The sequence below is a fragment of the Hymenobacter lucidus genome, assembly GCF_020447265.1.
GTDB classification, from domain to species: Bacteria; Bacteroidota; Bacteroidia; order Cytophagales; family Hymenobacteraceae; genus Hymenobacter; species Hymenobacter lucidus.
This window is the reverse complement of the sequence record NZ_JAJADR010000003.1, coordinates 217610-242011: the sequence shown is the minus strand read 5'-3', so window position 1 is coordinate 242011 and position 24402 is coordinate 217610. Positions and strand designations below refer to the sequence as shown.

Annotated in this window: 24 protein-coding genes; 14 read left to right on the top strand and 10 right to left on the bottom strand. The window is 61.1% G+C overall.

Annotated elements, in window-relative coordinates; all coding sequences use genetic code 11:
- Positions 1 to 36: 36 nt before the first annotated feature.
- The 5 genes from LGH74_RS25210 to LGH74_RS12575 all read right to left on the bottom strand — a co-directional run bounded on the left by LGH74_RS25210 (position 37) and on the right by LGH74_RS12575 (position 4608).
- Positions 37 to 411 carry a DUF3592 domain-containing protein gene (locus tag LGH74_RS25210; RefSeq protein WP_431357450.1) on the bottom strand — a complete coding sequence of 125 codons (375 nt, stop codon included), beginning with the start codon at positions 409 to 411 and terminating at the stop codon, positions 37 to 39.
- Positions 412 to 501: 90 nt separating this feature from the next.
- The gene (locus LGH74_RS12590) at positions 502 to 2670 is read right to left on the bottom strand and encodes a flotillin family protein (RefSeq protein ID WP_226176229.1); all 2169 of its coding nucleotides are present in this window, start codon (positions 2668 to 2670) and stop codon (positions 502 to 504) included.
- Positions 2671 to 2729: 59 nt separating this feature from the next.
- Positions 2730 to 3377, bottom strand: coding sequence for an OB-fold-containig protein (locus LGH74_RS12585; protein ID WP_226176228.1), 648 nt, complete (start codon positions 3375 to 3377; stop codon positions 2730 to 2732).
- Between the two features lie 101 nt (positions 3378 to 3478).
- Positions 3479 to 4195, bottom strand: coding sequence for a PspA/IM30 family protein (locus tag LGH74_RS12580; RefSeq protein ID WP_226176226.1), 717 nt, complete (start codon positions 4193 to 4195; stop codon positions 3479 to 3481).
- A 2-nt stretch (positions 4196 to 4197) separates the two neighbouring features.
- Positions 4198 to 4608 carry a YbjN domain-containing protein gene (locus tag LGH74_RS12575; protein WP_262904628.1) on the bottom strand — a complete coding sequence of 137 codons (411 nt, stop codon included), beginning with the start codon at positions 4606 to 4608 and terminating at the stop codon, positions 4198 to 4200.
- A gap of 197 nt (positions 4609 to 4805) precedes the next feature.
- On the opposite strand from LGH74_RS12575, the gene LGH74_RS12565 reads away from it, so the two are divergent.
- Positions 4806 to 5597 carry an XRE family transcriptional regulator gene (locus LGH74_RS12565; RefSeq protein ID WP_226176223.1) on the top strand — a complete coding sequence of 264 codons (792 nt, stop codon included), beginning with the start codon at positions 4806 to 4808 and terminating at the stop codon, positions 5595 to 5597.
- Between the two features lie 48 nt (positions 5598 to 5645).
- Positions 5646 to 6524, top strand: coding sequence for an alpha/beta fold hydrolase (locus LGH74_RS12560; protein ID WP_226176222.1), 879 nt, complete (start codon positions 5646 to 5648; stop codon positions 6522 to 6524).
- 224 nt (positions 6525 to 6748) lie between these two features.
- Here the strand turns inward: LGH74_RS12560 and LGH74_RS12555 are convergent, their stop codons facing one another.
- From LGH74_RS12555 to LGH74_RS12545, 3 genes are all read right to left on the bottom strand, one after another.
- The gene (locus LGH74_RS12555) at positions 6749 to 7741 is read right to left on the bottom strand and encodes a hypothetical protein (RefSeq protein ID WP_226176220.1); all 993 of its coding nucleotides are present in this window, start codon (positions 7739 to 7741) and stop codon (positions 6749 to 6751) included.
- A gap of 152 nt (positions 7742 to 7893) precedes the next feature.
- Positions 7894 to 8796, bottom strand: a complete 903-nt coding sequence (locus tag LGH74_RS12550; protein WP_226176219.1) for a histone deacetylase family protein — start codon at positions 8794 to 8796, stop codon at positions 7894 to 7896.
- A 227-nt stretch (positions 8797 to 9023) separates the two neighbouring features.
- Entirely contained in the window at positions 9024 to 9719 is a 696-nt protein-coding gene (locus tag LGH74_RS12545) for a hypothetical protein (protein ID WP_226176218.1), read from the bottom strand.
- Positions 9720 to 10066: 347 nt separating this feature from the next.
- On the opposite strand from LGH74_RS12545, the gene LGH74_RS12540 reads away from it, so the two are divergent.
- The 12 genes from LGH74_RS12540 to LGH74_RS12485 all read left to right on the top strand — a co-directional run bounded on the left by LGH74_RS12540 (position 10067) and on the right by LGH74_RS12485 (position 23356).
- The gene (locus LGH74_RS12540) at positions 10067 to 10252 is read left to right on the top strand and encodes a hypothetical protein (protein WP_226176216.1); all 186 of its coding nucleotides are present in this window, start codon (positions 10067 to 10069) and stop codon (positions 10250 to 10252) included.
- Positions 10253 to 11094: 842 nt separating this feature from the next.
- Complete coding sequence (locus tag LGH74_RS12535; protein ID WP_226176213.1) at positions 11095 to 12396, top strand: PcfJ domain-containing protein; 1302 nt, start codon at positions 11095 to 11097, stop codon at positions 12394 to 12396.
- Positions 12397 to 12475: 79 nt separating this feature from the next.
- Positions 12476 to 13999 (top strand): TROVE domain-containing protein, encoded by a 1524-nt coding sequence (locus tag LGH74_RS12530; protein WP_226176210.1) that lies wholly within the window; start codon positions 12476 to 12478, stop codon positions 13997 to 13999.
- A gap of 134 nt (positions 14000 to 14133) precedes the next feature.
- Positions 14134 to 14979, top strand: coding sequence for a TIGR02452 family protein (locus LGH74_RS12525; RefSeq protein ID WP_226176207.1), 846 nt, complete (start codon positions 14134 to 14136; stop codon positions 14977 to 14979).
- A gap of 1498 nt (positions 14980 to 16477) precedes the next feature.
- Positions 16478 to 17878 carry an RtcB family protein gene (locus tag LGH74_RS12520; protein ID WP_226176204.1) on the top strand — a complete coding sequence of 467 codons (1401 nt, stop codon included), beginning with the start codon at positions 16478 to 16480 and terminating at the stop codon, positions 17876 to 17878.
- Positions 17879 to 18214: 336 nt separating this feature from the next.
- Positions 18215 to 18544 carry an ArsR/SmtB family transcription factor gene (locus LGH74_RS12515; RefSeq protein WP_226176202.1) on the top strand — a complete coding sequence of 110 codons (330 nt, stop codon included), beginning with the start codon at positions 18215 to 18217 and terminating at the stop codon, positions 18542 to 18544.
- 2 nt (positions 18545 to 18546) lie between these two features.
- A complete protein-coding gene (locus tag LGH74_RS12510) occupies positions 18547 to 19014 on the top strand; it encodes an SRPBCC family protein (protein WP_226176198.1) in 468 nt (155 codons plus the stop codon).
- A 6-nt stretch (positions 19015 to 19020) separates the two neighbouring features.
- The gene (locus LGH74_RS12505; protein ID WP_226176197.1) at positions 19021 to 19401 is read left to right on the top strand and encodes a DoxX family protein; all 381 of its coding nucleotides are present in this window, start codon (positions 19021 to 19023) and stop codon (positions 19399 to 19401) included.
- Positions 19402 to 19409: 8 nt separating this feature from the next.
- Positions 19410 to 20030 carry a YdeI/OmpD-associated family protein gene (locus LGH74_RS12500; protein WP_226176194.1) on the top strand — a complete coding sequence of 207 codons (621 nt, stop codon included), beginning with the start codon at positions 19410 to 19412 and terminating at the stop codon, positions 20028 to 20030.
- A 145-nt stretch (positions 20031 to 20175) separates the two neighbouring features.
- Entirely contained in the window at positions 20176 to 20826 is a 651-nt protein-coding gene (locus tag LGH74_RS12495; protein WP_226176191.1) for a zinc ribbon domain-containing protein, read from the top strand.
- A 315-nt stretch (positions 20827 to 21141) separates the two neighbouring features.
- On the top strand, positions 21142 to 22569 hold the full coding sequence (locus LGH74_RS12490; protein ID WP_284439291.1) for an RtcB family protein: 1428 nt from the start codon (positions 21142 to 21144) through the stop codon (positions 22567 to 22569).
- A gap of 121 nt (positions 22570 to 22690) precedes the next feature.
- Entirely contained in the window at positions 22691 to 23356 is a 666-nt protein-coding gene (locus tag LGH74_RS12485) for a DUF2461 domain-containing protein (RefSeq protein ID WP_226176188.1), read from the top strand.
- Positions 23357 to 23382: 26 nt separating this feature from the next.
- On the opposite strand, the gene LGH74_RS12480 is transcribed toward LGH74_RS12485, so the two are convergent.
- Both LGH74_RS12480 and LGH74_RS12475 read right to left on the bottom strand, forming a co-directional pair.
- Complete coding sequence (locus LGH74_RS12480) at positions 23383 to 23835, bottom strand: pyridoxamine 5'-phosphate oxidase family protein (protein WP_226176185.1); 453 nt, start codon at positions 23833 to 23835, stop codon at positions 23383 to 23385.
- A 114-nt stretch (positions 23836 to 23949) separates the two neighbouring features.
- On the bottom strand, positions 23950 to 24327 hold the full coding sequence (locus LGH74_RS12475) for a hypothetical protein (RefSeq protein ID WP_226176184.1): 378 nt from the start codon (positions 24325 to 24327) through the stop codon (positions 23950 to 23952).
- Positions 24328 to 24402: the final 75 nt, after the last annotated feature.

The window sequence follows — 24402 nt, the reverse complement described above, 5'->3', positions numbered from 1 at the left end:
AGGGCAAGGCACAGACCCTTGCAGGGAGAAAAACGGCTAGTTAGCTGAAGACCGGAGTTTGGCCTTCAGAATGGCGTTTGATGGATCGACTGTAGAATAAATGACAGCAGTAGTATCGCCTTTTTCGTGGGTGCGCAAAAAGTTTCTGGGCACCCTCGTTCGAAGGGAATACTCCACTCCGCCAACGGTGTACCGCACGGATATGCGCCTGCCCTTGTAGGTTCTTCTTCGGGTGATGATGCCCGTGGCGTACCCCGGATTTTTCAGAATCAACTCCCGCTTTTCGGCCCTATCCTTTTTAACGAAGTAGACGCCCCCCGCGAAGAAGGCAATACCGACAGCCAGCCCGAGGACGAGGCTTATTATTTGCCGGGTTTTAGTTGGAGGGGTGGTAGAATTGGGTGCTTGCATGGGTATATAGCCAGAGTTTCGGGGCTTAGTTCTAGCCGCCTCACCCCAACCCCTCTCCGAAAAGGAGAGGGGCTAGGGGTGAGGCGCCCTTTACTTCAGCTCCAGCATCTTCGCCGGCTTATCCCCGATACCCAGGGCCGTGGCCGTGCTGGCCAGCTCCGTGATGGTATTGCGGGTGGCGTCGTCGCCGGCTTTGTTCATCATCTTCAGCAGCAGGGCCGAGACGCTCAGGTTCTTGATTTCCTCCGAGCTCAAACCGAACTGATCCACGAAGCGGCGCAGGTTGGTTTTGAAGTCGCCCCCGCCGTCGGTGCTGAAGAAGGCGTCTTTCACGGTGCCCAGCACTTCGCTGTTGTGCACGGTGCGGTCCACCATCTTGCCCTTGGTAATCGAGCCGATGATCTGGTCGAAGAACATGGTCTCGCCGCCCACAATGTCGATTTTGGCGGCTTTGAGGGCCTCGCCAATCACCTCGGCCTGCGAGGCGGCAATGTCCTTCTGGATGTTGATCTGGGCCAGCTCCACCGACTTGTCTTTGTCCAAGCGCAGCTTGAACTCCTCGTGGTCTTTGCCCACGCCGTCGAGCTTTTTCATGGCGTCGGCCTTGGCTTCGATACCCTTGGCTTCCACGGCAAACTTCTGCTCCGATACGGCCGCTTCGGCCAGACCCTTCTTCTGGTCGGCATCGGCGCGGAACTGGATGATGTCGGCCTCGGCAATGCCTTTTTCGCGGTTGACTTTGGCCGCTACCAACCCCAGCTTCTCGTCGGCTTCGGCCTGGGCCCCGGCTTTCGACTGGATGGCCTGAGCTTCGGCGGCGGCGGTGAGCTGGAGCACGTTGGCTTCGGTTTCGCCTTCTTTCTGGCGGGCGGTGGCTTTGGCCTGCATCACCTGGGCTTCGGCCAGGCCCACGGCCGTGGCCTTGCTGGCTTCGGCCTCGGCCAGAATCCGGATGGCCTGGCCCTTGAACTCGGAGGCGGCTTTTTCGGCTTCGGCATCAATGAGCACCTGCTTGGCGCGGAACTCGGCGGCTTGCTTTTCCATGTCGGCGTTGCCCACCAAACTCACCGTGGCGGCTTCGGCCTGCTGCTTGGCGGCGGTAATGGCTACCATCTTTTCGCGGTCGGCCTGGGCCTGGGCGCGGGTGTCCTTGATTTTCTCCTCTTCTACCACCGTGGCTTTTTCCACCGTGATTCGCTCCCGGATGATGGTCTGGATGTTCTTCTTCTCTTCTTCCAGGGCTTTTTCCTTTTCAATCTGGGCCAGGGCCACAATTCGCTCCCGCTCGTTGACTTCCAGGGCCTTGGCCTGGGCTACCCGCTCGGTTTCCACCACGTCGGTGCGCTGCTTGTTGCGCTCGGCCACCAGCACCTGCCGGTCGCGGTTCTGCTCGGCAATACCCACTTCCTCCTCGGTGGCAATACGGGCCTTCTCCGATTTCAGGGTTTCTTCCTGCTGCACCTTGGCGGCTTCGGCCACTTCGCGGGCCTTGATGTTGGCAATTTCGCGTTTCTGCTTTTCCTGGTTTTCCACCAGCTGCTTTTCCAGCTCCAGAATGGTTTCCTGGGCCTCCACGTCCTGCTTCTTGATGGTTTTCTGCTGCTCCCGCTGAATGGAGTTGGCCTGAATCTTCTGCTCCGAGGTCAGGGCAATAATCTTCTTGATACCCTCGGCGTCCAGAATATTGTCCTGGTTCAGGGCTGCCAGCGGAGTTTGCTCCAGGTAGTCGATGGCGCAGTCGTCGAGCACGTAGCCGTTGAGGTCGGTGCCGATGATGCGCAGGATTTCCTGCTTGAACTGCTCCCGGGAGTTGTAGAGCTCGATGAAGTCGAAGTGCTTGCCCACGGTTTTGAGGGCTTCCGAGAACTTGGCGTCGAACAGGTTTTCCAGGGCCGCCGGGTCGGAGGCGCGGTGGGCGCCGATGCTCTGGGCCACGTTCAGCACATCGTCGTGGGTTTTGTTGACGCGCACGAAGAAGTTCACCTTCACGTCGGCCCGCAGGTTGTCTTTGCAGACGAGGCCTTCGGAGCCGGCCCGCTGAATGATGATGGTCTTGAGTTTGATGTCCATCACCTCCATCTTGTGGAGCACGGGCACGATGAAAATACCGGTGAATGACACCTTCGTGTCGCCCATGCCGGTGCGTACCAGGGCCTCGCCCTGCACGGCTTTCTTATACATCCGGGCCACAATGGCCAGGAAACCGAGCAGAAATATGCCGAGCACGACCAGCACGACGAGTGAGAGTTGACCAATCATAATAAGGAGGGTAGAGGTAATGTCAGTTGGAGAAGAAAAAGGAGTGGGAAATACGCCGCTTAGCGGGCATCGTCATCGTAGGGCTCAATCAAGTAGCAGCGGCTGCGGGCACTGTAGTCGATAATGAGGGCCGTGTCGCCTTTGTGCAGCTCGGTGGCGGCCGAGGCGGCCTTCACGTTCAGCATCAGCGTGTCGCCATTGGCCTTCACCACCGCCTGGCCCAGCTGCTCGTAGGAGGCCGGCAGCAGTACCGTGCACATCTTGCCGATGGGGCTGACGCCGCCCGCCGGGTCTTTTTCCAAGGTGGCAAACAGCTTCACGAAGGGCGTCGTCAGCACCTTGGCTACCAGCAGGCTGCCGAGAAATAGCGGCACGCCGAAGGCCAGGCCCAGCAGCAGGGAAGTATTGTGGGTGTAGTAATTGGTCAGGATGCTGCCCACCCATAGGGGCAGGGCCACAAAGCTCAGAAACAGCATCAGCGGCACCCGGCCCAGGTTGAAAAAGGCCAGCGCGTGGTTGAGCCAGGCCACGCTCAGGTGGGCATCGTGGGCCACGTCGTGGGTGCTGTCGACGTGCAGGTCCAGGTCCAGCGTCTTGAAATCGAGCAGCCCGATGATAACCGTAAGCCAGTAGAGCAGCACGAAAATCAGCAGGCCCGTGGCCGGCAGATTAGGTGGAGCAACGGCAGCTTGGAGCAGTTCGGTCATGGGCATAAAAAGGGCAGCTTAAAGGTAGCGGATTTGCTGCGCGGGCCAACCCGGAAGCCCGGTGCCGAAGCCGAATTATTTCCTCCCATTGGCTCCGGTGCTTATTGCGGCGGCGAATTCAGCCCCAGCTTTTCCTTCAGCGCCTGCAAATCGGCGGCGGCTTGGCCACCGGCACTGGCCTGCAGCGCCTTGTCGATTTCCTGGTCTACCGAGCGGCTTTCCTGGGCTATTTCACCGTACGATTCGGCCAGGGCTTCCTCGGTGGCAATCTTCTCCTTCATGCGCTCCAGCAAGGCTACCGTGCCCGAAGAGTCAATCTGGGCCAGCTGCTGGTTGATGGTCTTGGTGGCCGTGCTCACCGTCACGCGGGCCTTCAGGGTTTTGAGCTCATTGTCCCACTGGCTGATGGTTTGCTTGAGCTGCTGCACGTTCTGATCGAGCAGGGCGGCCGAGGCGGCAAACTTCTCCTGGTCGGCGGTGGCGCGGGCGGCGTGGGCTTCGTTTTCGGTCTTTTTCAGCAGGGCCTCGCTGGCCAGCCGGTCGGCTTCGGCGGCGGGCAGGTCGCCTTTGTGGGCGCGCTGCAGCAGCAGCACGGCCTTGTTTTCGTAGTCGAGGGCCTTGGCGCGGAAGGCTTCGGCCTCGTTGCGGGCCCGGATGGCCAGGGCTTTCACCTCAGCCAGCGCGTGCAGGCTTTTTTCCAGATCCTGGCGCAGGTCGCGCAGGCCCTGCTCGGTCAGCTTAATCGGGTCTTCGAGCTGATTGACGGCGGAATGGGCTTCCGACTGACCAATTTTGAACAAGCGGCTGAAAATATTCATGGCTATGCAGGGCTGGAATGTTTGGAAAAAGCAATGAGCTCGTCGCTGAATTCGCTCAGCAGCAGGGCCAGGGAGTTGAATACTGCTTCCAGCTCGGGCCGGTCGAGGTGTTCGAGCTGCATCGTGTCGCGAAAAATGACCTTGCGGCCCGACTCGTCGAGCACGAAGGCGCCGTGGATGATGTCGCGGTTTTTCTGGAGTAGCCGCTGGTACACGTCGCAGCTGGGGCCGGGCAAGTCCAGCAGGTGTTGCTCCATTATTAGCAGCGGCTCGCCGCAGCCCAGCACCAGGTGCTCGATGCCCAGTTCGGGCTTGCTCACGACGAAGATGTTGGTGGCCGGGTCCTGGTGCTGAATGTCGAAGTCCAGCTCCAGCAGGTAGCGCTGAATTTTGGCGAAGTAGGCGTCGGCCATAGAAAAGGATAAAGTGCAAGGAAAGCCAGAAGGTAAGTAAAGCTGAGCAGGAAACCGGAGGCGATACTGCTAGGCTGGCGGCTCAAAAAAATAGCGAGCTAATAAGTAGGCTTGAGCGTAATGTGGTAGCTTTACGATGCAAGTGTACTCAAAGTTTAGATGATGCTCAAACTTTGAGCGAATAATTTTTTTCTCTTATGTCCTACGTCGGCAAGAACATTCGCAAGATCAGAACGGTTAAAAAGCTGAGTCAAGCTGCTTTTGCCGAATTGTTTGGTCTGGCCCGCCCTAGTGTGGGGGCGTATGAAGAGGGGCGCTCCGAGCCAAAAATGGAGACGCTGATCCAGATTGCTCAGCATTTTGGCTTGTCGGTAGATCTGCTACTAACGAAAGAGCTAACGGTAAATGAGCTCTACCACTTCGATATTTTCCAGAAGGAAACGGTACCGGCTGCTGCTGCCAAACCGGCTGCCCGCGCCGATCAGCAAACCGGGGTAACACCTTTCGTGCCCGCCGCCCGCCTGCTCGAATACATCGTGCAGCACCACGACTCGGCTTTTCTGGACGCGCTGCCGCCGCTCACGTTTCCGCACGCGCTGGGGCCGGCCACGCGCGCGTTTGAGATAGTAGGGGCCGAAATGCAGCACCAGCAGCAGGGCCTGCGCCACCAGGACGTGGTGCTGTGCCGCCGCGTGGATCTGGCTGCACCCAACCTACGCGTACACCGCATTTATGCGTTTGTAACGCAAAGCAAGCTGCTGGTGCGCCGCCTAGCCGAGCGGATTTCGGACTCCCGGCTCCGGCTCCGGGCCGACAACCCCGACTACGGTACCGAGGAATTTGTCCTGGAGCAGGCTCTGGAAATCTGGGAAGTCAAGGCCGTGTTCACCACCCATTTGCGCCCGCCTTCCACCATGGAAGAGCGCCTCACGCGCCTCGAGCGGCAGGTGGAAGAGCTGCTGGCCCGCCTCAGCGAGCAGGAAGACTAAACCGTCTACGAATGCGTGAGTCGGCCGGAGTACGGATATTTGCGGCCCATGACGACGACCACTACGCCCGCCCCGCCCCCAGAACCACCCGAACTCAAGCTGCTGCGGCTCAAGTTTCGGCTGTTGGCAACGGTTTCTACTACGCTGGCTTTCCAGTCGGCGTGGCGGCTGTTTACGACGCCGCGCCGACTGCCCGTGAAGCCCTGGGAAACGGCGGCGCTGGCCGAAGCACGGTGGTTTGAGGTGCCATTTGGCAAAGGTGTAGTGGTGGCCTACGAATGGAATCCGACCGGTCACCGCACCGTGCTGCTGGTGCACGGCTGGGAGCACCGGGCCAGCTTTTGGGGCACTATGGCCCAGGGCCTGGTGGCAGCCGGCTACCGCGTGGTGGCCCTCGATGGGCCCGCCCACGGCGCTTCGTCGGGGCGACGCACGACGCTGCCGGCCTTCGGGGCCGCCATTCAGGCCGTAGCCGATGAGGTGGGGCCCATCTGGGCGGTGGTGGCGCACTCGTTTGGGGCGGCAGCCACGGCGGGGCTGCCGGTGCAGTTCAACGGCGGGCAGCTGCTGCCCCGGCTGGTGCTGTTGAGTGTGCCGGGCAGTACGCCGGCCGTATTCCGGCGCTTTGCCGAGCTGCTGCACCTGCCCAACAAAGTGCTGGCCCGCATGACGCAGTTTGCCGAAGCGCGCCACGGCCGTAGTGCCGAGAGCTTCAGCCTGACGCAGGTGGGCTACCAGGTGCCGGCCGAGCGCGCCCTGCTGCTCCACGACCGCGCCGACGAAACCATTCCCTTCAGCGAGGCGCAAGCCATTGCCCACAGCTGGCCCGGCCTCGACTTCCGGCCCACCACCGGCCTGGGCCACAACCGCATCATGCGCGACCCGGAAATTATTGGGCAAGTGGTGGAGTTTCTGGAGGAGCAGTGAGATAGTGAGCTGGTGAGTTGAAGTTCTTGTGTCATTGCGGGCTTGTGAAGCAATCCGTCCTCTGAAATGTGCTGAGTGTCCTTAAGTGAAAAGCCCTTTACTACTGCGGTAGCAAAGAGCTTTGTGGTAAAAGGACATGACTACCTGCGCAGAGGACGGATTGCTTCGCAAGCTCGCAATGACACATTTTAAGCACATTGCTCACATTCAACCACATTCTCACATTAAATCGAGTCGTGGCCTTCGGCGGCTAGCTGGCGCAGCAGGTCGCGCAGGTCGTCGGGCTCCTGGAGCAGGGGCAGCACCCGCTGCAGGTACTCGGCTTCGGCCCGCAGGCTGCGCTTCACCTGGCGCAGCTCGGCTTCCTGCTTTTTGCCAGTGGCGGCAAAGGCGCTGGTGGTACCGTATTTCAGCTCGTTCATGCGCTGCTTGAGCTCGTCCTGCTGCTGGCGTAACGCCTGGGTGTAGCGGGCCAGCAGGTCTTCCGACTCCGAATCGGTGCTGCCGGGGGCGTGTTCCGAGAGCAGCTGTAGCAGCGTGTAGAGGTCGTTGGCTTCGTAGGCCCGCGTGATTTGCTGCATCCGCTCGGTTTTGAGCTGGGCCAGGGCCGGGTCACGCTCCAGGTCGGGGTGGTTGGCGCGGGCCAGCTGCCGGTACAGGTTTTTGGTGTTGCCCATTAGCTTCTGCTGTTCTTCCTGAGCCGCGGCTTCTTTGGCCTTCTGCTTTTTGGTTTTGCGCTTGGCCGAGCCACCATCCGGCGCGCCGGGCTCCGGCTGGGCAGATGCTTCGGGGTTTGCATCATCCGTCATTTCGGGCCGGGAAGTTTGCCCAACCGGCGCGTGGCGGCGCAGAATATCGGCCACATCTTCCCCAAACCGCTGCTGCAGGGAACGGGCATTCGTCAGAATCAGCTCCTCCAGCTGCCGGTGCTCGGCGCGGTTGAAATAAGGCAGGAGCAGGGCTTCTTCCAAGGGCTCAAACAACGCCCGCCGGGCCGCTACCACCGTTTGGGCCAGCGGCCCTACCTGCTGCCAGTAGCGCCGCCGGGCCTCAGCCTGCCCATCTTCCAGCTCCCGCAGCCGTTCCCGCAGGTTTTCGACCTCCTGAATAGCCTGCCGGAAAGCCTGCTGAGCCGGCGTACCGGGCGCCGCTTCCGGGGCACGGGTTGGCAGGGAGTTAGCAGCGGGTAAATCGGTGGCGGGGTTGTGCAGATTCATAGGGCAAAGGTAGACAGCCAGACGGTGAGCTGTTTTCTTGGTCATCTTTTCCGCTCGCTATATATGTCTTGTGCTCACCTAACGGCTGCTGGAAACAGAAATCAGACGGTTCGAACGAAGCTCACTATTTCACTATCTCGCCATTTCACCACTTATCCATACAGCTCATACGCCACCCGAAACGTATTGCAGTGCGCGTCCACGATGTCGCCGATACGCTCGGAGTAGCCGCCGCCCATGCTCACGGCCACCGGCAGCTGGTGCTGGCGGCACAGCCCGAGCACGTATTCGTCGCGGGTGCGGCAGCCGGTTTTGGTGAGGGCCAGCTTGCCCAGCTTGTCGGTAGCCAGCACATCAACGCCGGCCAGGTAAAACACGAAATCGGGTTGCACCTGCTCCAGCAGGCCCGGCAGCGCCGCCTTCAGCTGCTCCATATAGCCGGTGTCGTCCAGGCCCAGCGGCAGGGCTACGTCCCGGTCCGACTGCTCCTTGCGCAACGGGTAGTTGGCCCCGGCGTGCATACTGAAGGTGAAAACCCGCGGCTCGTTCCGAAAAATGCTGGCCGTACCGTCGCCCTGGTGCACATCGAGGTCCACGATGAGCACCTGTCGGGCCAGGCCGTGGTGGAGCAGGTGGGCGGCAGCAATGGCAATGTCGTTGAGCACGCAAAAACCCTCGCCCCGGTCGGCAAAGGCGTGGTGGGTGCCGCCGGCCAGGTTCAGGGCCACGCCATCGGTGAGGGCCCGCCGCGCCGACTGCACCGTGCCGGCCGAGCTGCTCAGGGAGCGGAGTACCAGCCGCTCACTCTGCGGCAAGCCCAGGCGGCGCACCTCGGCCGCGGAAAGCTGTTGGTCGCGCACTTTGTGCCAATACTCGGGCGTGTGCACCCGCAGCACGTCCTGCTCGGCGCACAGGCCCGGGTCGTAAAAGTCGTGGGCCGGCGCGATGCCCTGCCACAGTAGCTGCTCCCGAATCAGCTCGTACTTGGCAATAGGGAAGCGGTGGCCGGTGGGTAAGTCGAGGGTGTAGCGTTCGGAAGTAGCAAGGCAGGGCATGGAGCGGCAGCAGGGCAGTGGAGCGGATAAGCCGTCTGTACGGGAAGTAGCGCCCGAAAGTCACGTCCTGTTGCCGTACGGGCCGCTGGCGGCCGGTTTTCCGTAGTCCCGGCCCCAATTGCCCTAAAGCAGCTACGCGGGCCCAACTCATCGGTGAGTCGGGCCCGCGTAGGTAGGGGAAGAAGCCCGCGCCTGGTCAGACTAAGGCAAGGCGTGGGCCAAACGCGCTAGGCATTGGTCGTTTCCTTGACTTCGCTATACTCAATGACCTTCACGTCGTAGCACGTAATGAATGGAACGGGGTCAACGGTCAAGGATAAGTACGTCGTGACAAATACCTGCGTACTACCGCTGCGCAGAGGCCTGAGGGTCCAGACGATGTAGAGGTTTTCGATGCGGGAATGCAGCAGCTCCAGCACCGTCGTGTCGTATTTGATGGTGACAGTACCGATTGGAGGCGAGCTGGCCGCTGCCTTAATGCTGAAATTCTCCCCAAGCATTACCGTCACGTGCTCATCCAGGGGAGTAGCCGGCCCGGAGTCCGGGCTGGCCGCCGGAGCCGCCGCGTTGCCTTGGTCAGCCTGCGACGTAGGGATGCCACCCGTAAAGCGAATATCGACGACCAAACCCTCGGGGTGGTTTTCATCCACGATTAGCAAGGAGTTGGAGGGAAACGCCGGGGAGGGAAGCTGAATAGCATAGGACTGCTGGTGGGTGTAGGGCGAATACGACTCAGGGTCTTTCAGCGGCCCCGTCCAGCCCATCAGCTGAAACTTGAGTCCGCCCATGTAAGGCACCCGGTCGAAGGTGATGCCATACGTAAAATCTCGCGCTTCGCCTCTGGCAGAAAGCGTGAGCAGACGCGTCCGCACGTTGTAGGTAGCCGCCAGATCGGTGGCGGGAATAAGTCCAAGAAAGCCCATAGTAATCGGGGAGAAAAGGTGGAAGATAAGCGCCGGAAAGCGCCTGGTTGCAGCAACCGGCGACTTGTAACGGCAAATGCGTAAGCGCCTTAACGATGCAAAGGAATAGCCCCGCGGAGCGGCTTCTCAGCGTAGAAGCACGGGATTTAAAAACCACGTATTTCTACCTGTTCGCGCTTCTGGGGCCACGCACGTGAAGCATAACCAAAGCTGCCCGGCGTAGTACACCTCCAGGGAGGGAAGGCCATGCCCCCTTTCCGGCTCAGCACCCGCCCACCTTTCTTCCTTCTCCGAATCCTTCCGCCAACAACACCCAGCTAGTCCGCTACAGCATTGCGGTGCCCGCCATGACCACTCTGGACAACCTGGTAGCGGTGCGGGAAATTCTGCAGTGCCACCACTTGCTGGTCAATCAGCTAACCGAGGGGCCGGCGCCCGTGGCCACCGGCACCGAGCCCGACTGTCCCGCCATCAAGCAAGCCCTGCAGGCCGCGGGCTTTCCGGCTACCCACACCACTACCAGCGAGGAGTAATTATTCTCCTCGGTCGGCCAAAACCCGTGTTTGTTTCTGGGTAAGTAGCTCCTGACATACTATACTTTTGCATTCGGTTAAATAAGTGCGGGATTAGCCGTGTGTAATCATTTAGAAAGAGCCTATTTCCTTAATTGCTGCGCTGGTAATTCCGTGTAATTAAGTTCGCCTGAAAAATATTTGAATTATTTTTCGAACTAATTTGGTGGATAGAAAAACTACCTTCATATTTGCATCACTCAACCACAAAAAGACAACTCGAAACCATGCTCCGCCACTTTAACTACACCAGCAAGCAAGAAGGTATGAAGCCAGTGGCTTCGGCCTCGGTTCGGTATAGCTAAGTAGCAGCAGGCTTCCTCTGATACTTCCGCCACCCGAACCCCAGAAGGTTCGGGTGGTTTGTTTTTCAGCCCTTTCTATCCTTCGGCCATGTACCTCCAGCAGGACAGCTCTATACACCAACCACAACCCAAACGGCCAGTTAGCCGTGAGTGGAATCGGTGTGGCCGGGATTTTTCGTCGAACAATCCGCGTAGATAAATACTACGTGACTGATTCGTGAAAAAAGCCCGGCTTCTCCCAGAAGTTGGGCTTTTTTCATGGTATTTATTCGCTGAAAATTAATTTCCAGCGGCCTGGAAGAGGTATGTATTTTCGGGATTAATAAATTAAAAATAACAATTGAATTCGCCATCAAACGCGAATTATAAACCCCACTCTTTTACTGCCTGCGTCATGTACGAAAGCTTCCGGATTCTGCTCAGTGTGCCCGCCTTCGGGCCCAATTCCCAATCTGATTTTTCAATCGGTAACCGCCCTCGTGAAGGGTATCCGCCCCGATGTCCAACCGTCTCAAACCCTTACCCCACGCCGCCTGGCAAGCCCAGCAAGCCCGCATAGTGCTTTCGGCGGCCAAGCGCCTCGACTGGCGCCGCTGGCCGCTCCCGCGGCAGGTAGACTATCTGTTTTCGCTCTACGGTCCATTGCCCGTTATCAATGCCCACCTGGGTGAAAATTCAGCGCTGGCGCCCTTCTACCGGCGCTGCATCCACGAGCAAAAGGACGCGCAGCGCGACCAGTGCGCCGGCTTGCTGCGCGGCCTGGCTGCCAAGCGCACCGAGCTGCTCTGGCGGCCCGAGCTGGCCCCGGCCCTGGCGGCAGTGGCCCGGCTACTGCCCCGGCGCTGCCGGGAGCTGGCCAGCTGGCAACCCCGCAGCCGCAACCCCTTCCGGCAGCTGGAAAGCCTGGTGCGCCACCTCTTCGACCAGTATGGCGACGTGCCGGCCTGGGTTATCAGCTCCTGGACGGCCGGCCGCCTACACGACGGCCTCAACGTGGCCGAGCTGACCGTGCACCTGGGCCGGGGTGAAGCCTTACGCACCTTTACCGGGTTGCCGGTGGGGTTTAGCCGCAAAACCGAGCACCACTTGCGCCTGGCCCCGGCGGGCTACACCTTTCTGCAGGCCCTGCGCTACGCCCAGCTCGCCGCCCGCGACCAGCTGGCTTGGCTGGGCCCCGTGCTCGACTCCCGTCTGGGCCGTCAGCTGAGCCGCGACGATGAGTTCTGGCTGCGCGTGGTCGATTTTTTTGCCGCCACCCCGATGGCCGACCCCTGGCAGTTGGGTCCCGTGTGTGACTGGATTCACCAAAAGCGCGCGGTGGGTATTGATGGCGAACCGGCCCAGCCGGGCTTCTCCCTCAAGGGCCGCTCGATGAGCAGTGTACTGACGCAAACGGCGCAGTGGCACCGCCAGCTGGCCCAGGCCCCGCACCGGGTGCCCGAAGCCAGCCTCACCCTGGAAACGACCTGGGGCGCGCTGCCCGTCCCCGACTTTGCCGGGGGCAGCAAGTGCCCGGTGCGCATCACCCAGCTGCGTACCTACGGCCACCTCATTGACGAGGGCCGTGCCCTGCGGCACTGCGTGGCTTCTTACCTCGAATCGTGCCGGCGGGGGCGCAGTGCCATTTTTTCGCTCACCCTCGGCGGTACCCGCGCCGTGACCTTGGAAGTGCAGGCCAACCGCACCGTAGTGCAGGCCCGGGGCTTGTTCAACCGCCGCCCCAACGACGAGGAAGGTGCCTGGATTCAGCGCTGGGCCACCGACAACCGCCTGCTGGTGCCCAAGCACTTGCTCGGCTAAGTTGGACATGCAGTACTGCAAAACAGTGCCAGCAGCACGAAAATTCACCATTTCACCACCTCACAACTTCACCTTTCTCATGCGCTTCAACTTTACTTTCCGCAAAGCCAAAACCGTTCTGAACCACGAAGGTGCGGTGGCTTATACCCTCACGCCCCAGCTGGAGCTGTACGCGGCCGTAGCCACGGCCGCCCTCAACGACCAGTTCTACGAAAAAGCCGATACCCGCCTCTTGCGCCTGCGCGAGCTGGTAGCCCGCAACGACCCCGAGTTTGTGGCCCGTTTGGCGGTGTATGCCCGCGAGCAGCTGCACCTGCGCACCGTGCCCCTGGTGCTGACCGTGGAGTTGGCCCGCCTGCACCGCGGCGACAGCCTCGTGAGCCGCCTGGTAGCCCGGGTGGTGCAGCGGGCCGACGAAATCACCGAATTGCTGGCTTACTACGCCCAGGCCAACGAGCGGGAAGGGGTGAAAACCCTCAACCGCCTCTCCAAGCAGGTGCAGAAAGGCCTGGCCCGGAGCTTCAACAACTTCGACGGCTACCAGCTGGCTAAGTACGACCGGGCCGGGCAGGTTCGCCTCCGCGACGCGCTGTTTCTGGTGCACCCCACGGCCCGCAGCACCGAGCAGCAAACCTTGTTCGACCAGCTCGTGCAGGGGACGCTGCCCACGCCCTACACCTGGGAAACCGAGCTGTCGGCGCTGGGGCAAACCAAGTTTGCTTCGGCCGAGGAGCGTGCGGCGGCTTTCCGCCACGCCTGGGAAACCTTGATTGGCAGTGGCAAGCTGGGCTATATGGCTTTGCTGCGCAACCTGCGCAACATCCTCGAAGCCGACGTGTCGGCCCAGGCCGTGGAGCGGGTGTGTGCTACGCTGGGCAACGCAACGGCCGTGAGCCGCGCCAAGCAGCTGCCTTTCCGGTTTCTGGCCGCTTACCGCGAGGTATTGCTGCTGAAATCGGGCTACGGGGCACTGGTGCTGGAGGCGCTGGAAACGGCCATCGGGCACAGCGCCGCCAACCTGCGCGGCTTTGGCACCGACACCCGCGTGGTAGTGGCCTGCGACGTGTCGGGCTCGATGCAGCAACCCGTTTCACAGCGCAGCAAAGTGCTGCTCTACGACGTGGGCCTGGTGCTGGGCATGTTGCTGCAGAGCCGCTGCGGGCACGTAACTACCGGCATGTTTGGCGATACGTGGAAGCGCGTGAGCCTGCCCCGGGGCCGGGTGCTGCAAAACGTGCAAGAGTTCTACCGCCGCGAAGGCGAGGTAGGCTACAGCACCAACGGGCACCTGGTAATCCGGGACTTGCTCCAGCGCCGCGAGGTGGTAGATAAGGTGATGATCTTCACCGACTGCCAGCTCTGGAACAGCACCGGTGACGGCGGCACCCTGGCCCAGGCCTGGATTGACTACCGCCGCACCGTGGCGCCCCAGGCCCGGCTCTACCTCTTCGATTTGGCCGGCCACGGCCACACGCCTATCGAAGTGCGCGAAGGCCACGGCGTAGCCCTCATTGCCGGCTGGTCGGATAAAGTATTCGACGTGCTGGAAGCCCTGGAAAACGGCGGATCGGCCCTGACTGAAATCGGTAAAATTGACCTGTAGGAGTGAGGCCCGATTCTGGTCGGGATTTCCTTCAACAACATAAAAACCAACTCTGCGACCCTAAAGCGGCATGGAGTGGCGGCAATCCGGCCGCTGCTCCCGCCTCCGGAAGTCCGACATATCCTGCCCCGTTTATGAACCGCGAACATCGTCAACAACTGGCCCGCCTCACCCTCGACGCCCTGGAAACCGGGCACTACCAAACCGCTAGCGGCCAAGTAGTACACATCGGGGCCTGGCAACACGCTGCCGAGCAAGGCAGCCTGCTCTACCGGCCGGCGGACGCCGTAGCGGTGGGGCAGGAACTCGGAACCAGCGCCGCAATTCCGGCCGCAGTGCGCGTGTACCACGCTACTACCCTGGAAGCCGCGGCCACGCTGAGCCGGGAATTCGCCCGCGTCGGGGTGCTCAACTTCGCCTCGGCCCGCAACCCCGGCGGCGGGTTTCTGGGCGGTAGTCAGGCCCAGGAAGAAAGCCTGGCCCGCTCCTCGGGGCTGTATCCGTGCATTGCCCAATTCACGGAAATGTACGGCCACAATGCCCACCTCAACGGCCTCTACAGCGACTACTGCCTCTATTCGCCCGGCGTGCCAGTGTTGCGCGACGATACCGGCCATTGGCTCCCCGAGCCGTTCCGCATCGACGTCATCACGGCCCCGGCCGTGAATGCCGGGGCACTCCGGCGCAACTCGCCCGAGCTGCTACCCGAACTGGAACCCACCATGAGGCGGCGCATCCGGTTGGTGCTGGGCCTGGCGGCCCGCCACGGCTGCGAGGCGCTGGTGCTGGGGGCCTGGGGCTGCGGCGTGTTCGGCAACGACCCGGCCCAGATTGCCCGGCTGTTTGCCGAAGCCTTGCTGGAACCCGAATGGCGCAACCAATTCAGACGCATCGACTTCGCCATCTTCGACCCCAAGCCGCCCCAGGCGGTGCTGCGGGCCTTTACAGCGGAGCTACAACCGCTCACTCTCTCATCATAATCATCATGACTGACCATAAATAAAGACACGTTACCAATAGTCGGGGGCCTAAATGCAGGGCCAGACGGGCCGCGCCTGCCTCCGGCTACCTGGTGAAAAACAAAGGAAAGGTGCCGTAAGCGGGTCTTACTTCGTCTCCAAACGATAGAGGAGTCACTTCCTCGCCGCGCTACTAACGCGGCTTCCGGTGGACCTGCTGGCTTGTTGCCCTTTCCTGCTGCATTGGCCAATCCTCCTGACCGGGTGCCGTAGCCGGGCGTTACTTCGGGCTAGTTTTCAGGCTGCCCCACGGGCGGTTACGGGTTCGAATCCCGCGTTGCCTTCGTGGCAACAGGAAAACACTCGCCTGGCGCCATTTGCCCCGGTTTTTGGGTTGGTTCATTGCCTACATATCCCGCCGGGTGTCGTCGGGAAGCGTTCCATCGGGTCACGGGTTCGAATCCTGGCCTGCGCCAACCGCTGCGGGCGGCGCAGGCAGCTCAATTGGTAGAGCACGCGCTTTCCATTGTTTACCCCGGTGGGTGTTGAAATACCGGTTTTTTCGGGTGCCGTAGGAGCGTAATCCTTCGTTCAGAACTGCTGCCGCAAGGCGTGCGGGTGCAACTCCCGCCTCACTGCCGCCCGGTAGTGAGTGGCGAAATGTAGACGCATCAGTTGTTTGGGCGCTTCGCCTGTTGCCCCGCAATGTCCGGAAGAGTACCTCGTTGGGTGCCGTAGCTTAGCCTTACTTCGCACTTTTAATGCCCGGGTCGGGGGTTCGAATCCCTCTCGCCAGTCCCCGGATTGGCGGTAGCTCAGTCTGGTAGAGCAGGATAATGGGCTGGGCGCCCAGTTGCTCCAACGAGTTTTGTTTTTACTGCTTACCCGGTGCCGTCGGCAGGCGGTCCTTCGTAGTTCGTGTCCCGGTTGCCCGGGATACCGCGGGTTCGAATCCCGCCCTGGCCTTGGGTCAGGTGGCTGAGTGGCTCAAAGCGCGCAACACTTTTTTGGCGCCTTCCGCTTATTGCCCGGGTAAGCAGCCAGTTTTTCCTGTAGTGGTGCCGTAGAGCAGCCTTACTTCGCTAGGGGCGCTGGGGTCGGAGGTTCGAATCCTTCCTGCCGCAAGGCAGTAGCTCAGTTTGGTTAGAGCACAGTTTCAGAGGCTGCCCGCCTCGTTGCCCACTACAGGAGCCAAACCGGGAAAGTGGCGTAGGGAAGTCATACTTCGGGGTGCGCTGGGTGAAATACCCACGCATCAATAGCAGACTGCCCGGCTTGTTCCCTTGCTCGCGTTTGGTACCCGATTATCCGGCCGGATGCCGTACGGGCGCGTTCCTTCGACCAATCCTTTGGGTGTTACGCGAGTACCCCAGACGCGCCCGGCTTATTGCTCCGGCTTGGATAGGTTTTTTTCGTCAACAACTGCGGCCGGCAGCGGCACCGAAATGTGGGTGTCGCTGCCTCCTGAACGGCCGTTTCTCTCTCTCTCTTCAACTTCACGTCTTCGGACTCCCTTTGTATGGCTCAACAACTACGCGGCAACGACCTTCGGCAGCTTGGCTTCCCCGAAGGCCGCGCCATCGGGCTGGCGCTGGCTCAATTGCAGCGCAAGCACCTCAAGAAAATTTCCCTGACCGACCAGCTGGCCCTGCTCCAGCACATTCTGGCCACTCCCCACGATTTCGCCACCCACCTCGACTGGAGCCACGTAGCCGCCGCGCTGCTGCCGCCTCCGTCGCGTCACATCGAGTTGGTGGCCCGCAAGCCCTACGCCCTCTACGGGGCCGAGCATATCGAGCCAGGCGCCCTGCACCAGATGGATACGGCCATGAAACTGCCCGTAACGGTGGCCGGAGCCCTCATGCCCGACGCCCACCACGGCTACGGCCTGCCCATCGGGGGCGTGCTGGCCACCGACAATGCCGTGATTCCCTACGCCGTGGGCGTGGATATCGGCTGCCGCATGGCGCTGTCGGTGTTTGCGCTGCCGCCCAAATTCATCGGGCAGCGGGTGCAGGAATTGCAGAAGCTGCTGCTCGACAACACCCGCTTCGGCAACCGCACCGGTTTCGACCGGGGCCGGAAAATGGGCCACGAGGTGCTGGAGCGCGACGAGTTCCGCGACTTGCCGTTTCTGCGCAACAAGCAGGCAACGGCCGCCGCCCAAATCGGCACCTCCGGCTCCGGCAACCACTTCGTGGAATTCGGCATCGTAGAAATTACTGACCCGACCAACGAGATGGGCCTGGCCGTGGGCCAGTACGTGGGCTTATTGTCGCACTCCGGCTCGCGCGGCCTGGGCGCTTCGGTGGCTAACCACTACACCAAGCTGGCTATGGAAAACTGCCAGCTCCCCAACGAGGCCAAGCACTTAGCCTGGCTAAGCCTCGATGGGGAGCTGGGCCAGGAATACTGGGCCGCCATGACGCTGGCCGGTGACTACGCCTCGGCCTGCCACCACCACATTCACCAGCGGCTGGCCAAAGCCCTGGGCGAGCGGCCCCTGGCCAAAGTGGAAAACCACCACAACTTCGCCTGGAAAGAGCAGCTGCAGGACGGCCGCGAGGTAATCGTGCACCGCAAGGGCGCTACGCCGGCCGGCCAGGGCGTGCTGGGCATCATTCCCGGCTCCATGACGGCCCCCGGCTTTATCGTGCGGGGCCGGGGTGTGGCCGCGTCGCTGGGCTCGGCCGCGCACGGAGCCGGCCGGCTCATGTCGCGCAGCCGGGCCAAGCAGGAGCTGAGCGAAGCCCAGGTGCGCCAGTACCTGAAAGACCACGACGTGGCCCTGCAGGGTGGGGGCGTCGATGAAGCGCCGATGGCTTACAAGGACATCCACGCCGTGATGCAAAGCCAGCAGGAGTTGGTAGACGTGCTCGGCTCGTTCACGCCCAAAATCGTGCGCATGGACGGTGCGTAAGCTCGTCGTTTGCCTGAGTCGTTTGCTTGAGAAGAGGCCCTAGTCGGGGCCTCTTTTTTGCTCAAAAGCCAAGGCGGGTACTCCTGAATTAAGGCTATGACGCAGTACTTCAAGCCGCCGGCGCGATGCTCTAAGGCTTAGCCGCGGCGGTTTGAAGCCTTAGCCGCATGTTCAGCCTAAAAACGCCGCTATTCCGGGGCCATGTGCAGCGCTGGCAGCCAATTTTCAGACCACTGTATACTTGTTTGGCTTTATCGGGCAGCTGGTAAAAATAATTCCGGCGCATCTTGCGTAGTTAAATGACTACGCGTATACTTGTAGTCAAATAGCTACGCAATGAACTTACGCCGCGACGCCTTCCAGGCCATTGCCGACCCCACCCGCCGGGCCATTCTGCTGCTCGTGGCCGCCCAGGCTATGACGGCCGGGGCCATTGCCGCCAGCTTCGACACGGCCCGGCCCACCGTATCGAAGCACCTGCAGATCCTGACTGAGTGCGAGCTGCTGAAGCAGCAGCAGAGCGGCCGGGAAATCTACTACCACCTCAACCCGGCCCGCATGAAGGAAATAGCCGACTTTATCGAGCCCTTCCGCCAGATGTGGGACGACCGGTTTAACAAGCTGGAAAGCATTCTGCAAGCCCGCCAAGCCAAATCCACCGACTAACAATGGAGCGAAAAACCAACATCAGCGCCGAGGATGGCCGGCAGGACCTGGTCATCACCCGCTTGTTTGACCTGCCGCGGCCGTTGTTGTTCACGGCCTACACCGACCCCGAAATCATTGCGCAGTGGATGGGCACCAACGTGCTGAAGCTCGACAACCGAAAGCACGGCAGCTGGCAGTTCGAAACCACCGATGCGCAGGGCAACGTGGTGTTTCGGGCCGGCGGCGTCATCCACGAGTTCATTCCCAACCAGATGATTACCCGCACCTTCGAAATGGAAAATGCGCCCTTCGGCCCCCAGCTGGAGTTCCTGGAATTCGAGAGCCTGCCCGACGGCCGCAGCCAGCTGCGCATGCACATCATCTACCGGTCGGTGGCCCAGCGCAATCAGCAGCTGCGGCTGCCCTTTGCCCAGGGCCTCAACATGGCCCACAACCGGCTGCAGGAAATCGTGGGTAACCTAAAATAACCCGCCATGAACCGGAGAAACAACATCATTTACTGGACTTCTACGCTTTGGCTGGCCCTGGGCATGCTATCCACCGGCGTAGTGCAAGTAATGAATAACAAGGCCGAAGCGGATTTTATGGCCAATCTGGGCTATCCACCCTACTTCCCCGTGATTTTGGGCGTCTGGAAAATACTAGGAGTTGTGGCCCTGCTCGTGCCACGGTTGGCACTACTGAAAGAATGGGCTTACGCGGGCTTTTTCTTCGCCATGTCGGGTGCCGTTGTTTCCCACCTGGCCGCCCGGGAGCCCATTAGCGCATTGCCGCCCTCGTTGCTGCTGCTGGCTCTGACGGTCGTATCGTGGTACTTCCGGCCGGCCAGTAGAAGAGTTCTGACTGCTAACTAATAACGATAATGGCTCCCTCGGTTGATTTTTACTTCACGGATGGCTGCGGGCGTTGCGCGCTGGTGAGCACCCCCGCGTGCAGCGTCCGGAAATGGCAACCTGCGCTGCACGAATTGCGGGCCCTCGTGCTCGGCTGCGGCCTCACCGAAGAGCTAAAATGGGGCGTACCCTGCTACACCGTGCAGGAGAAAAACGTGCTGTTAATCCACGCCTTTAAGGAATACTGTGCCCTCAATTTCGTGAATGGAGCCCTGCTTAGCGACCCAAACAGCCTGTTGGTGCAGCAAACCGCCAACGTGCAGGCCGCCCGCCAGATCCGCTTCACCGATGCGCAGGAAATTGTCCGGCTGCAACCCGTGCTGGAGGCGTATATCCGGGAAGCTGTTGCGGCAGAAAAAGCGGACCTGAAAGTCGCTTTAAAGCAAACGTCGGACTTCACCATGCCCGACGAGCTGCAGGCGGCGCTGGATAACAGCGCCGCCCTGAAAGCCGCTTTCCACACCCTCACGCCCGGTCGGCAGCGGGGTTATCTGCTGTATTTTTCGGCCCCCAAGCAGGCCAAAACCCGGGCGGCCCGGGTTGAAAAATACACGCCGCACATTTTGCGGGGCAAAGGGCTGCACGACTAAGCCAACCGGCCCGGCTTGCGGGTGCGGCCAAGGGCAAATTCCCGATTACCGGGAAAGACGGTAACCTCACATACCCATGTGATACTGCTATATTGGCGCAAGTTTATCTTTGCTTTCGCAGCCACATCATCCTTCCTACACCGCTATGAGCAACCTGATTCAGTTTGTCGCCAACCACGACGACCTGTCCACCGACAAAGGCTTCCAGTTTAAGTTTTACTGCGACAAATGCCACAACGGCCATATGTCGCGGTTTGAAATCAACAAGATGGGCATGGCTACCAGCCTGCTCAACGCGGCCGGCAGCCTGTTTGGCGGCATGTTTCACGACGCCGGCAACGCGGCCTACCAGATGCAGCGCGCCGTGGGTGGCCCCGCCCACGACGAGGCTCTGAAAAGCGCCGTGCTCGAAGGCAAGAAATTTTTCAAGCAATGCACCCGCTGCGGCCACTGGGTGTGCCCCGATGTGTGCTGGAATGGCAAGGCCGGCCTCTGCGAAGACTGTGCCCCCGACGAGCACGAGGAGCTGGCCTCCCAGCAGGCCCAGGCCGCCAAAGAGCAGATTTATACCAAAACCCGCGAGCAGGACTACACCAAAAGCCTCGACTTCATCAACCGGGGCGGAATCGTGCAGTGCAAAAACTGCCAGACCACCCTCGACGCCAACAAGAAGTTCTGCCCTGAGTGCGGCACGCCCAACGTAGCGGCCCAGGCCAAGGAGAAATTCTGCTCCGACTGCGGCGCTAGTATGAAGCCCGACCAGCGCTTCTGCGCCGAGTGCGGCAAGCAGCAGTAAGGCAATGTGTTTTTAATGTGGAGAATGTGAGAAATGTGCTGATGTGCTAATGCTCGTCTGTCCTTGCGAGGCGCAGCCGTGGCAATCCGTCCTCTGCGCAGGTAGTCACGTCCTTTACCCAGAAAGCCCTTTATTCCCGCCGGAGTAAAGGGCTTTTCACTTCAGGACTCTCGGTACATTTCAGAGGACGGATTGCTTCGCGTTGCTCGCAAGGACACATGAATGTCAACTTACCACTTCACCACTTCACCACCTCGTCCGTAACCCCAAAGCCCTGCTTCGCGCTACACTCGGAACCACCCAACGTTCCGAACTATGTCTAAGCAAACAGTGCGCGGCAACGACCTGCGCAAGATTGGTTTCCCCGAAGGGCCCGCTATTGGCCGTGCTCTGGACGTGCTGGCCGACCGGCAGTTCAAAAAGCTCGATAAAGGCAGCGCCCTGGCGTTGCTGCAGCAGATAAAAGCTGATCCATACAAATATGTGCGCGACGAAACCTGGCGCGAAGTAGCCCAGGAGCTGGTGCCCCAGCCCAGCAAAAGCGTGGGTCTGAACCCCGAAATCAAGGATTACCGGCGCTACGGCGAGGAGTTTATCGAGGATGGGGCCCGTAAGCAGATGGACACCGCCATGCAGCTGCCCGTCACCATCGACGGGGCGCTGATGCCCGATGCCCACCAGGGCTACGGCCTGCCCATCGGCGGGGTGCTGGCCGTCGATAATGCCGTCATTCCCTACGGCGTGGGCATGGATATTGGCTGCCGCATGGCTCTGTCGGTGTTTCCGCTGCCCGAGCACGAGCTCTACCAGCGGGCCAAGGAGCTGCGCAAGATTATTCTGGAAAACACCCGCTTCGGCAATAAGTCGGGCTTCGATAAGAAGATGGACGACGCCATTTTCGAGCGGCCCGAGTTTCGGGAAATCGGGGTGCTGAAGGGCAAGCGCCAAACGGCCATCGACCAGATTGGCACCTCGGGCTCGGGCAACCACTTCGTGGAATTCGGGGTGGTCGACATCACCGACCCGGACAATGAGCTGGACGTGCCGCCGGGCAAGTACCTGGGGCTGCTCAGCCACAGCGGCTCCCGGGGGCTGGGCGCGGCCGTGGCCCAGCACTACACCAAGCTGGCCATGCAGGCCTGCCCGCTGCCGCCCGAAGCGCGCCACCTGGCCTGGCTTTCCCTCGACTCGCAGGCCGGGCAGGAATACTGGGCCGCCATGAACCTGGCTGGCGACTACGCCTCGGCCTGCCACGACCAGATTCACCGCCGCATCAGCAAAGCCTTGGGCGAGCGGGCCATGGCCAAAGTAGAAAACCACCACAACTTTGCCTGGCGCGAAACGCTGGCCGACGGCCGCGAGGCCATTGTGCACCGTAAAGGCGCCACGCCGGCCGGCAAGGGCGTGCTGGGCGTCATTCCCGGCTCCATGACGGCCCCCGGCTTCATCGTGCGGGGCCGGGGCGAGCGGGACTCGCTGCAATCGGCCTCGCACGGGGCGGGGCGGCGTATGTCGCGCAGTGCGGCCATGAAAACACTAAAGGAAGGCGACGTGCGCCGCGAGCTGAAAGACCACGGCATTGAGCTTATGGGCGGCGGCCTCGACGAAGCCCCGATGGCCTACAAGGATATTCACCAGGTAATGGCCCACCAGCGCGACCTGGTGGACGTGCTCGGCTCGTTTACGCCCAAAATAGTGCGCATGGATGCCGGCGGCAAAGGCGGCAAAGGGGGCGGGGAGTAATGGCCAGGCTCAGTAGGAGGAATAGCCGGCTGATTCCCGGTTATTCCCCATATTGGCCACCCGGCCGGGCTTTCGTGGGCCGGAGCGCGTCACTGAGCCGCCTATTTCATCCGTCACCACCATGCTGCACCCCGCTACGCTTACTTTCCTGACCGACCTTCGGGCCAACAACAACAAAGCCTGGCTGGATGCCAACCGCCCCGCCTACGAGGCGGCCAAAGCCGACTTTCTGGCGCTGGTAACCCAGGTGCTGAGTCAGCTGGAAGCCGCCGACCCGGCCATTGCCGACTCGCAACTACAGCCGAAGAAGTGCGTGTTTCGCCTCAACCGCGACATCCGCTTTTCAGCCAACAAAGCACCCTACAAGCACAACTTCGGGGCCTGGTTCAATGCGGGTGGCAAAGCCGCAGCCTCGGCCGGCTACTACCTGAATCTGGAGCCGGGCGGCTCGTTTGTGGCCGGGGGCTTGTATATGCCCGAGGCCAAAACCCTGGCCACCCTGCGCCAGGAAATTGACTACAACCTGCCCGCCTTTGAAGCGCTGCTCACTACCCCCGATTTCCGGCAGCATTTCCCCGGCCTGAGCCGGGAGCACAGCCTGCAGCGCCCACCCAAAGGCTACGACGCGGCCAACCCGGCCCTGAGCTACCTCAAGCTCAAAAGCTTCACCGCCTCGCACCCGTTGCCCGATGAAAGCCTGCTGCGCCCCGAAATAAGCCAGCAGATCGTGGCAGGTTTCGGCGCGCTGCAGCCGCTGGTTCATTTCCTGAATCAGGCCCTGGATTAAGCTTCAATAACAGCTAAGCGGCCGGCCTAGCCAGGCAGGTGCAGCTCGCCTTCGTCCTCGTCCTGCCAGTACTTGATGCGGGTAGCCTCCACCCGAATGAGCACGATGCCAGGCGTGTCGATGCCTTCCTTGAACCACCGCTCCACATCGGGCACCCAGTGTTTCTGCAGCGTAGGCTTGTGGCGAATAAGCGTGGCCCGGCCGGTAATGGCAATGTAGAGCCGTTTGGGGCCGGAGAACGTGAGGCCCACGTGCGGGTTCTGCTCGATATCGTGCACCGTGCGGGAGCCGTCGTAGGTGAAGAAGTAGGAGTTGCCGTCGTAGGCCACGTCGCCGTTGTTGCTCATGGGCCGGCTGCTGAACTGCCCGCGGCTGGTTTCGGTGGTGAGCATGGCAATGTCGAGCTGCTTCATCTTCTCGGCAATAGCCTGCAGGGTTTTGGTCGTCATCGGGTTGGGGCTGAGTGGAAGCTCCTGCATACGCAGGTGGGCAGCTGTAGTTAAGTGGTGGTGCTCAACTCCGGCGGCCCGCTTCCTGCTACAGCTGGTTTGGACTGGCCTAGCTATCTGATTAATAGGATCTGGTGGCTCCACTCAACGCACGGCATACACGCGCTGCACCCGGCGGTTCTGGCCAAGCTGTCCTGCCAGCAGTGTGGTAGTCTGGCTGGCGGTGGCTGGGTCGTGCAGCACCTGTTGCAGAGCCCCGTTGAGCTGCCCGATGGTGCGGCGGCACAGGCTGGTGCCCCGGCTCAAATCGAGGCACAGGTTGGGTAGCTTTTCTTCGTAAATGAGCTGGTCCTGGTTGTTATAGAAGCGGATGATGGTGTAGTCGCGGGTGGCCAAGTTGGTTTCCACGTTCCAGTAGCCGCCCTGGGGCAGCCGGGCGGCGGTGGTCTGGGCCTGGGCCAGCGTGGAAAGCAACAGGAAAAACAGCAATAGCGGGGCGCGGAAGAGAAAGAAAGTTTTCATGGCTTTACTGGGTTTAGGGTGAAAGAACAGGTGATGCATTGCTACACTGACCGGTAGCTGGCAGCGGCCCACCGG

Coding starts and splice junctions, on each gene's coding strand:
- LGH74_RS25210 (WP_431357450.1), bottom strand. CDS start 411: ATGCAAGCACCCAATTCTACCACCCCTCCAACTAAAACCCGGCAAATA.
- LGH74_RS12590 (WP_226176229.1), bottom strand. CDS start 2,670: ATGATTGGTCAACTCTCACTCGTCGTGCTGGTCGTGCTCGGCATATTT.
- LGH74_RS12585 (WP_226176228.1), bottom strand. CDS start 3,377: ATGACCGAACTGCTCCAAGCTGCCGTTGCTCCACCTAATCTGCCGGCC.
- LGH74_RS12580 (WP_226176226.1), bottom strand. CDS start 4,195: ATGAATATTTTCAGCCGCTTGTTCAAAATTGGTCAGTCGGAAGCCCAT.
- LGH74_RS12575 (WP_262904628.1), bottom strand. CDS start 4,608: ATGGCCGACGCCTACTTCGCCAAAATTCAGCGCTACCTGCTGGAGCTG.
- LGH74_RS12565 (WP_226176223.1), top strand. CDS start 4,806: ATGTCCTACGTCGGCAAGAACATTCGCAAGATCAGAACGGTTAAAAAG.
- LGH74_RS12560 (WP_226176222.1), top strand. CDS start 5,646: ATGACGACGACCACTACGCCCGCCCCGCCCCCAGAACCACCCGAACTC.
- LGH74_RS12555 (WP_226176220.1), bottom strand. CDS start 7,741: ATGAATCTGCACAACCCCGCCACCGATTTACCCGCTGCTAACTCCCTG.
- LGH74_RS12550 (WP_226176219.1), bottom strand. CDS start 8,796: ATGCCCTGCCTTGCTACTTCCGAACGCTACACCCTCGACTTACCCACC.
- LGH74_RS12545 (WP_226176218.1), bottom strand. CDS start 9,719: ATGGGCTTTCTTGGACTTATTCCCGCCACCGATCTGGCGGCTACCTAC.
- LGH74_RS12540 (WP_226176216.1), top strand. CDS start 10,067: ATGACCACTCTGGACAACCTGGTAGCGGTGCGGGAAATTCTGCAGTGC.
- LGH74_RS12535 (WP_226176213.1), top strand. CDS start 11,095: ATGTCCAACCGTCTCAAACCCTTACCCCACGCCGCCTGGCAAGCCCAG.
- LGH74_RS12530 (WP_226176210.1), top strand. CDS start 12,476: ATGCGCTTCAACTTTACTTTCCGCAAAGCCAAAACCGTTCTGAACCAC.
- LGH74_RS12525 (WP_226176207.1), top strand. CDS start 14,134: ATGAACCGCGAACATCGTCAACAACTGGCCCGCCTCACCCTCGACGCC.
- LGH74_RS12520 (WP_226176204.1), top strand. CDS start 16,478: ATGGCTCAACAACTACGCGGCAACGACCTTCGGCAGCTTGGCTTCCCC.
- LGH74_RS12515 (WP_226176202.1), top strand. CDS start 18,215: ATGAACTTACGCCGCGACGCCTTCCAGGCCATTGCCGACCCCACCCGC.
- LGH74_RS12510 (WP_226176198.1), top strand. CDS start 18,547: ATGGAGCGAAAAACCAACATCAGCGCCGAGGATGGCCGGCAGGACCTG.
- LGH74_RS12505 (WP_226176197.1), top strand. CDS start 19,021: ATGAACCGGAGAAACAACATCATTTACTGGACTTCTACGCTTTGGCTG.
- LGH74_RS12500 (WP_226176194.1), top strand. CDS start 19,410: ATGGCTCCCTCGGTTGATTTTTACTTCACGGATGGCTGCGGGCGTTGC.
- LGH74_RS12495 (WP_226176191.1), top strand. CDS start 20,176: ATGAGCAACCTGATTCAGTTTGTCGCCAACCACGACGACCTGTCCACC.
- LGH74_RS12490 (WP_284439291.1), top strand. CDS start 21,142: ATGTCTAAGCAAACAGTGCGCGGCAACGACCTGCGCAAGATTGGTTTC.
- LGH74_RS12485 (WP_226176188.1), top strand. CDS start 22,691: ATGCTGCACCCCGCTACGCTTACTTTCCTGACCGACCTTCGGGCCAAC.
- LGH74_RS12480 (WP_226176185.1), bottom strand. CDS start 23,835: ATGCAGGAGCTTCCACTCAGCCCCAACCCGATGACGACCAAAACCCTG.
- LGH74_RS12475 (WP_226176184.1), bottom strand. CDS start 24,327: ATGAAAACTTTCTTTCTCTTCCGCGCCCCGCTATTGCTGTTTTTCCTG.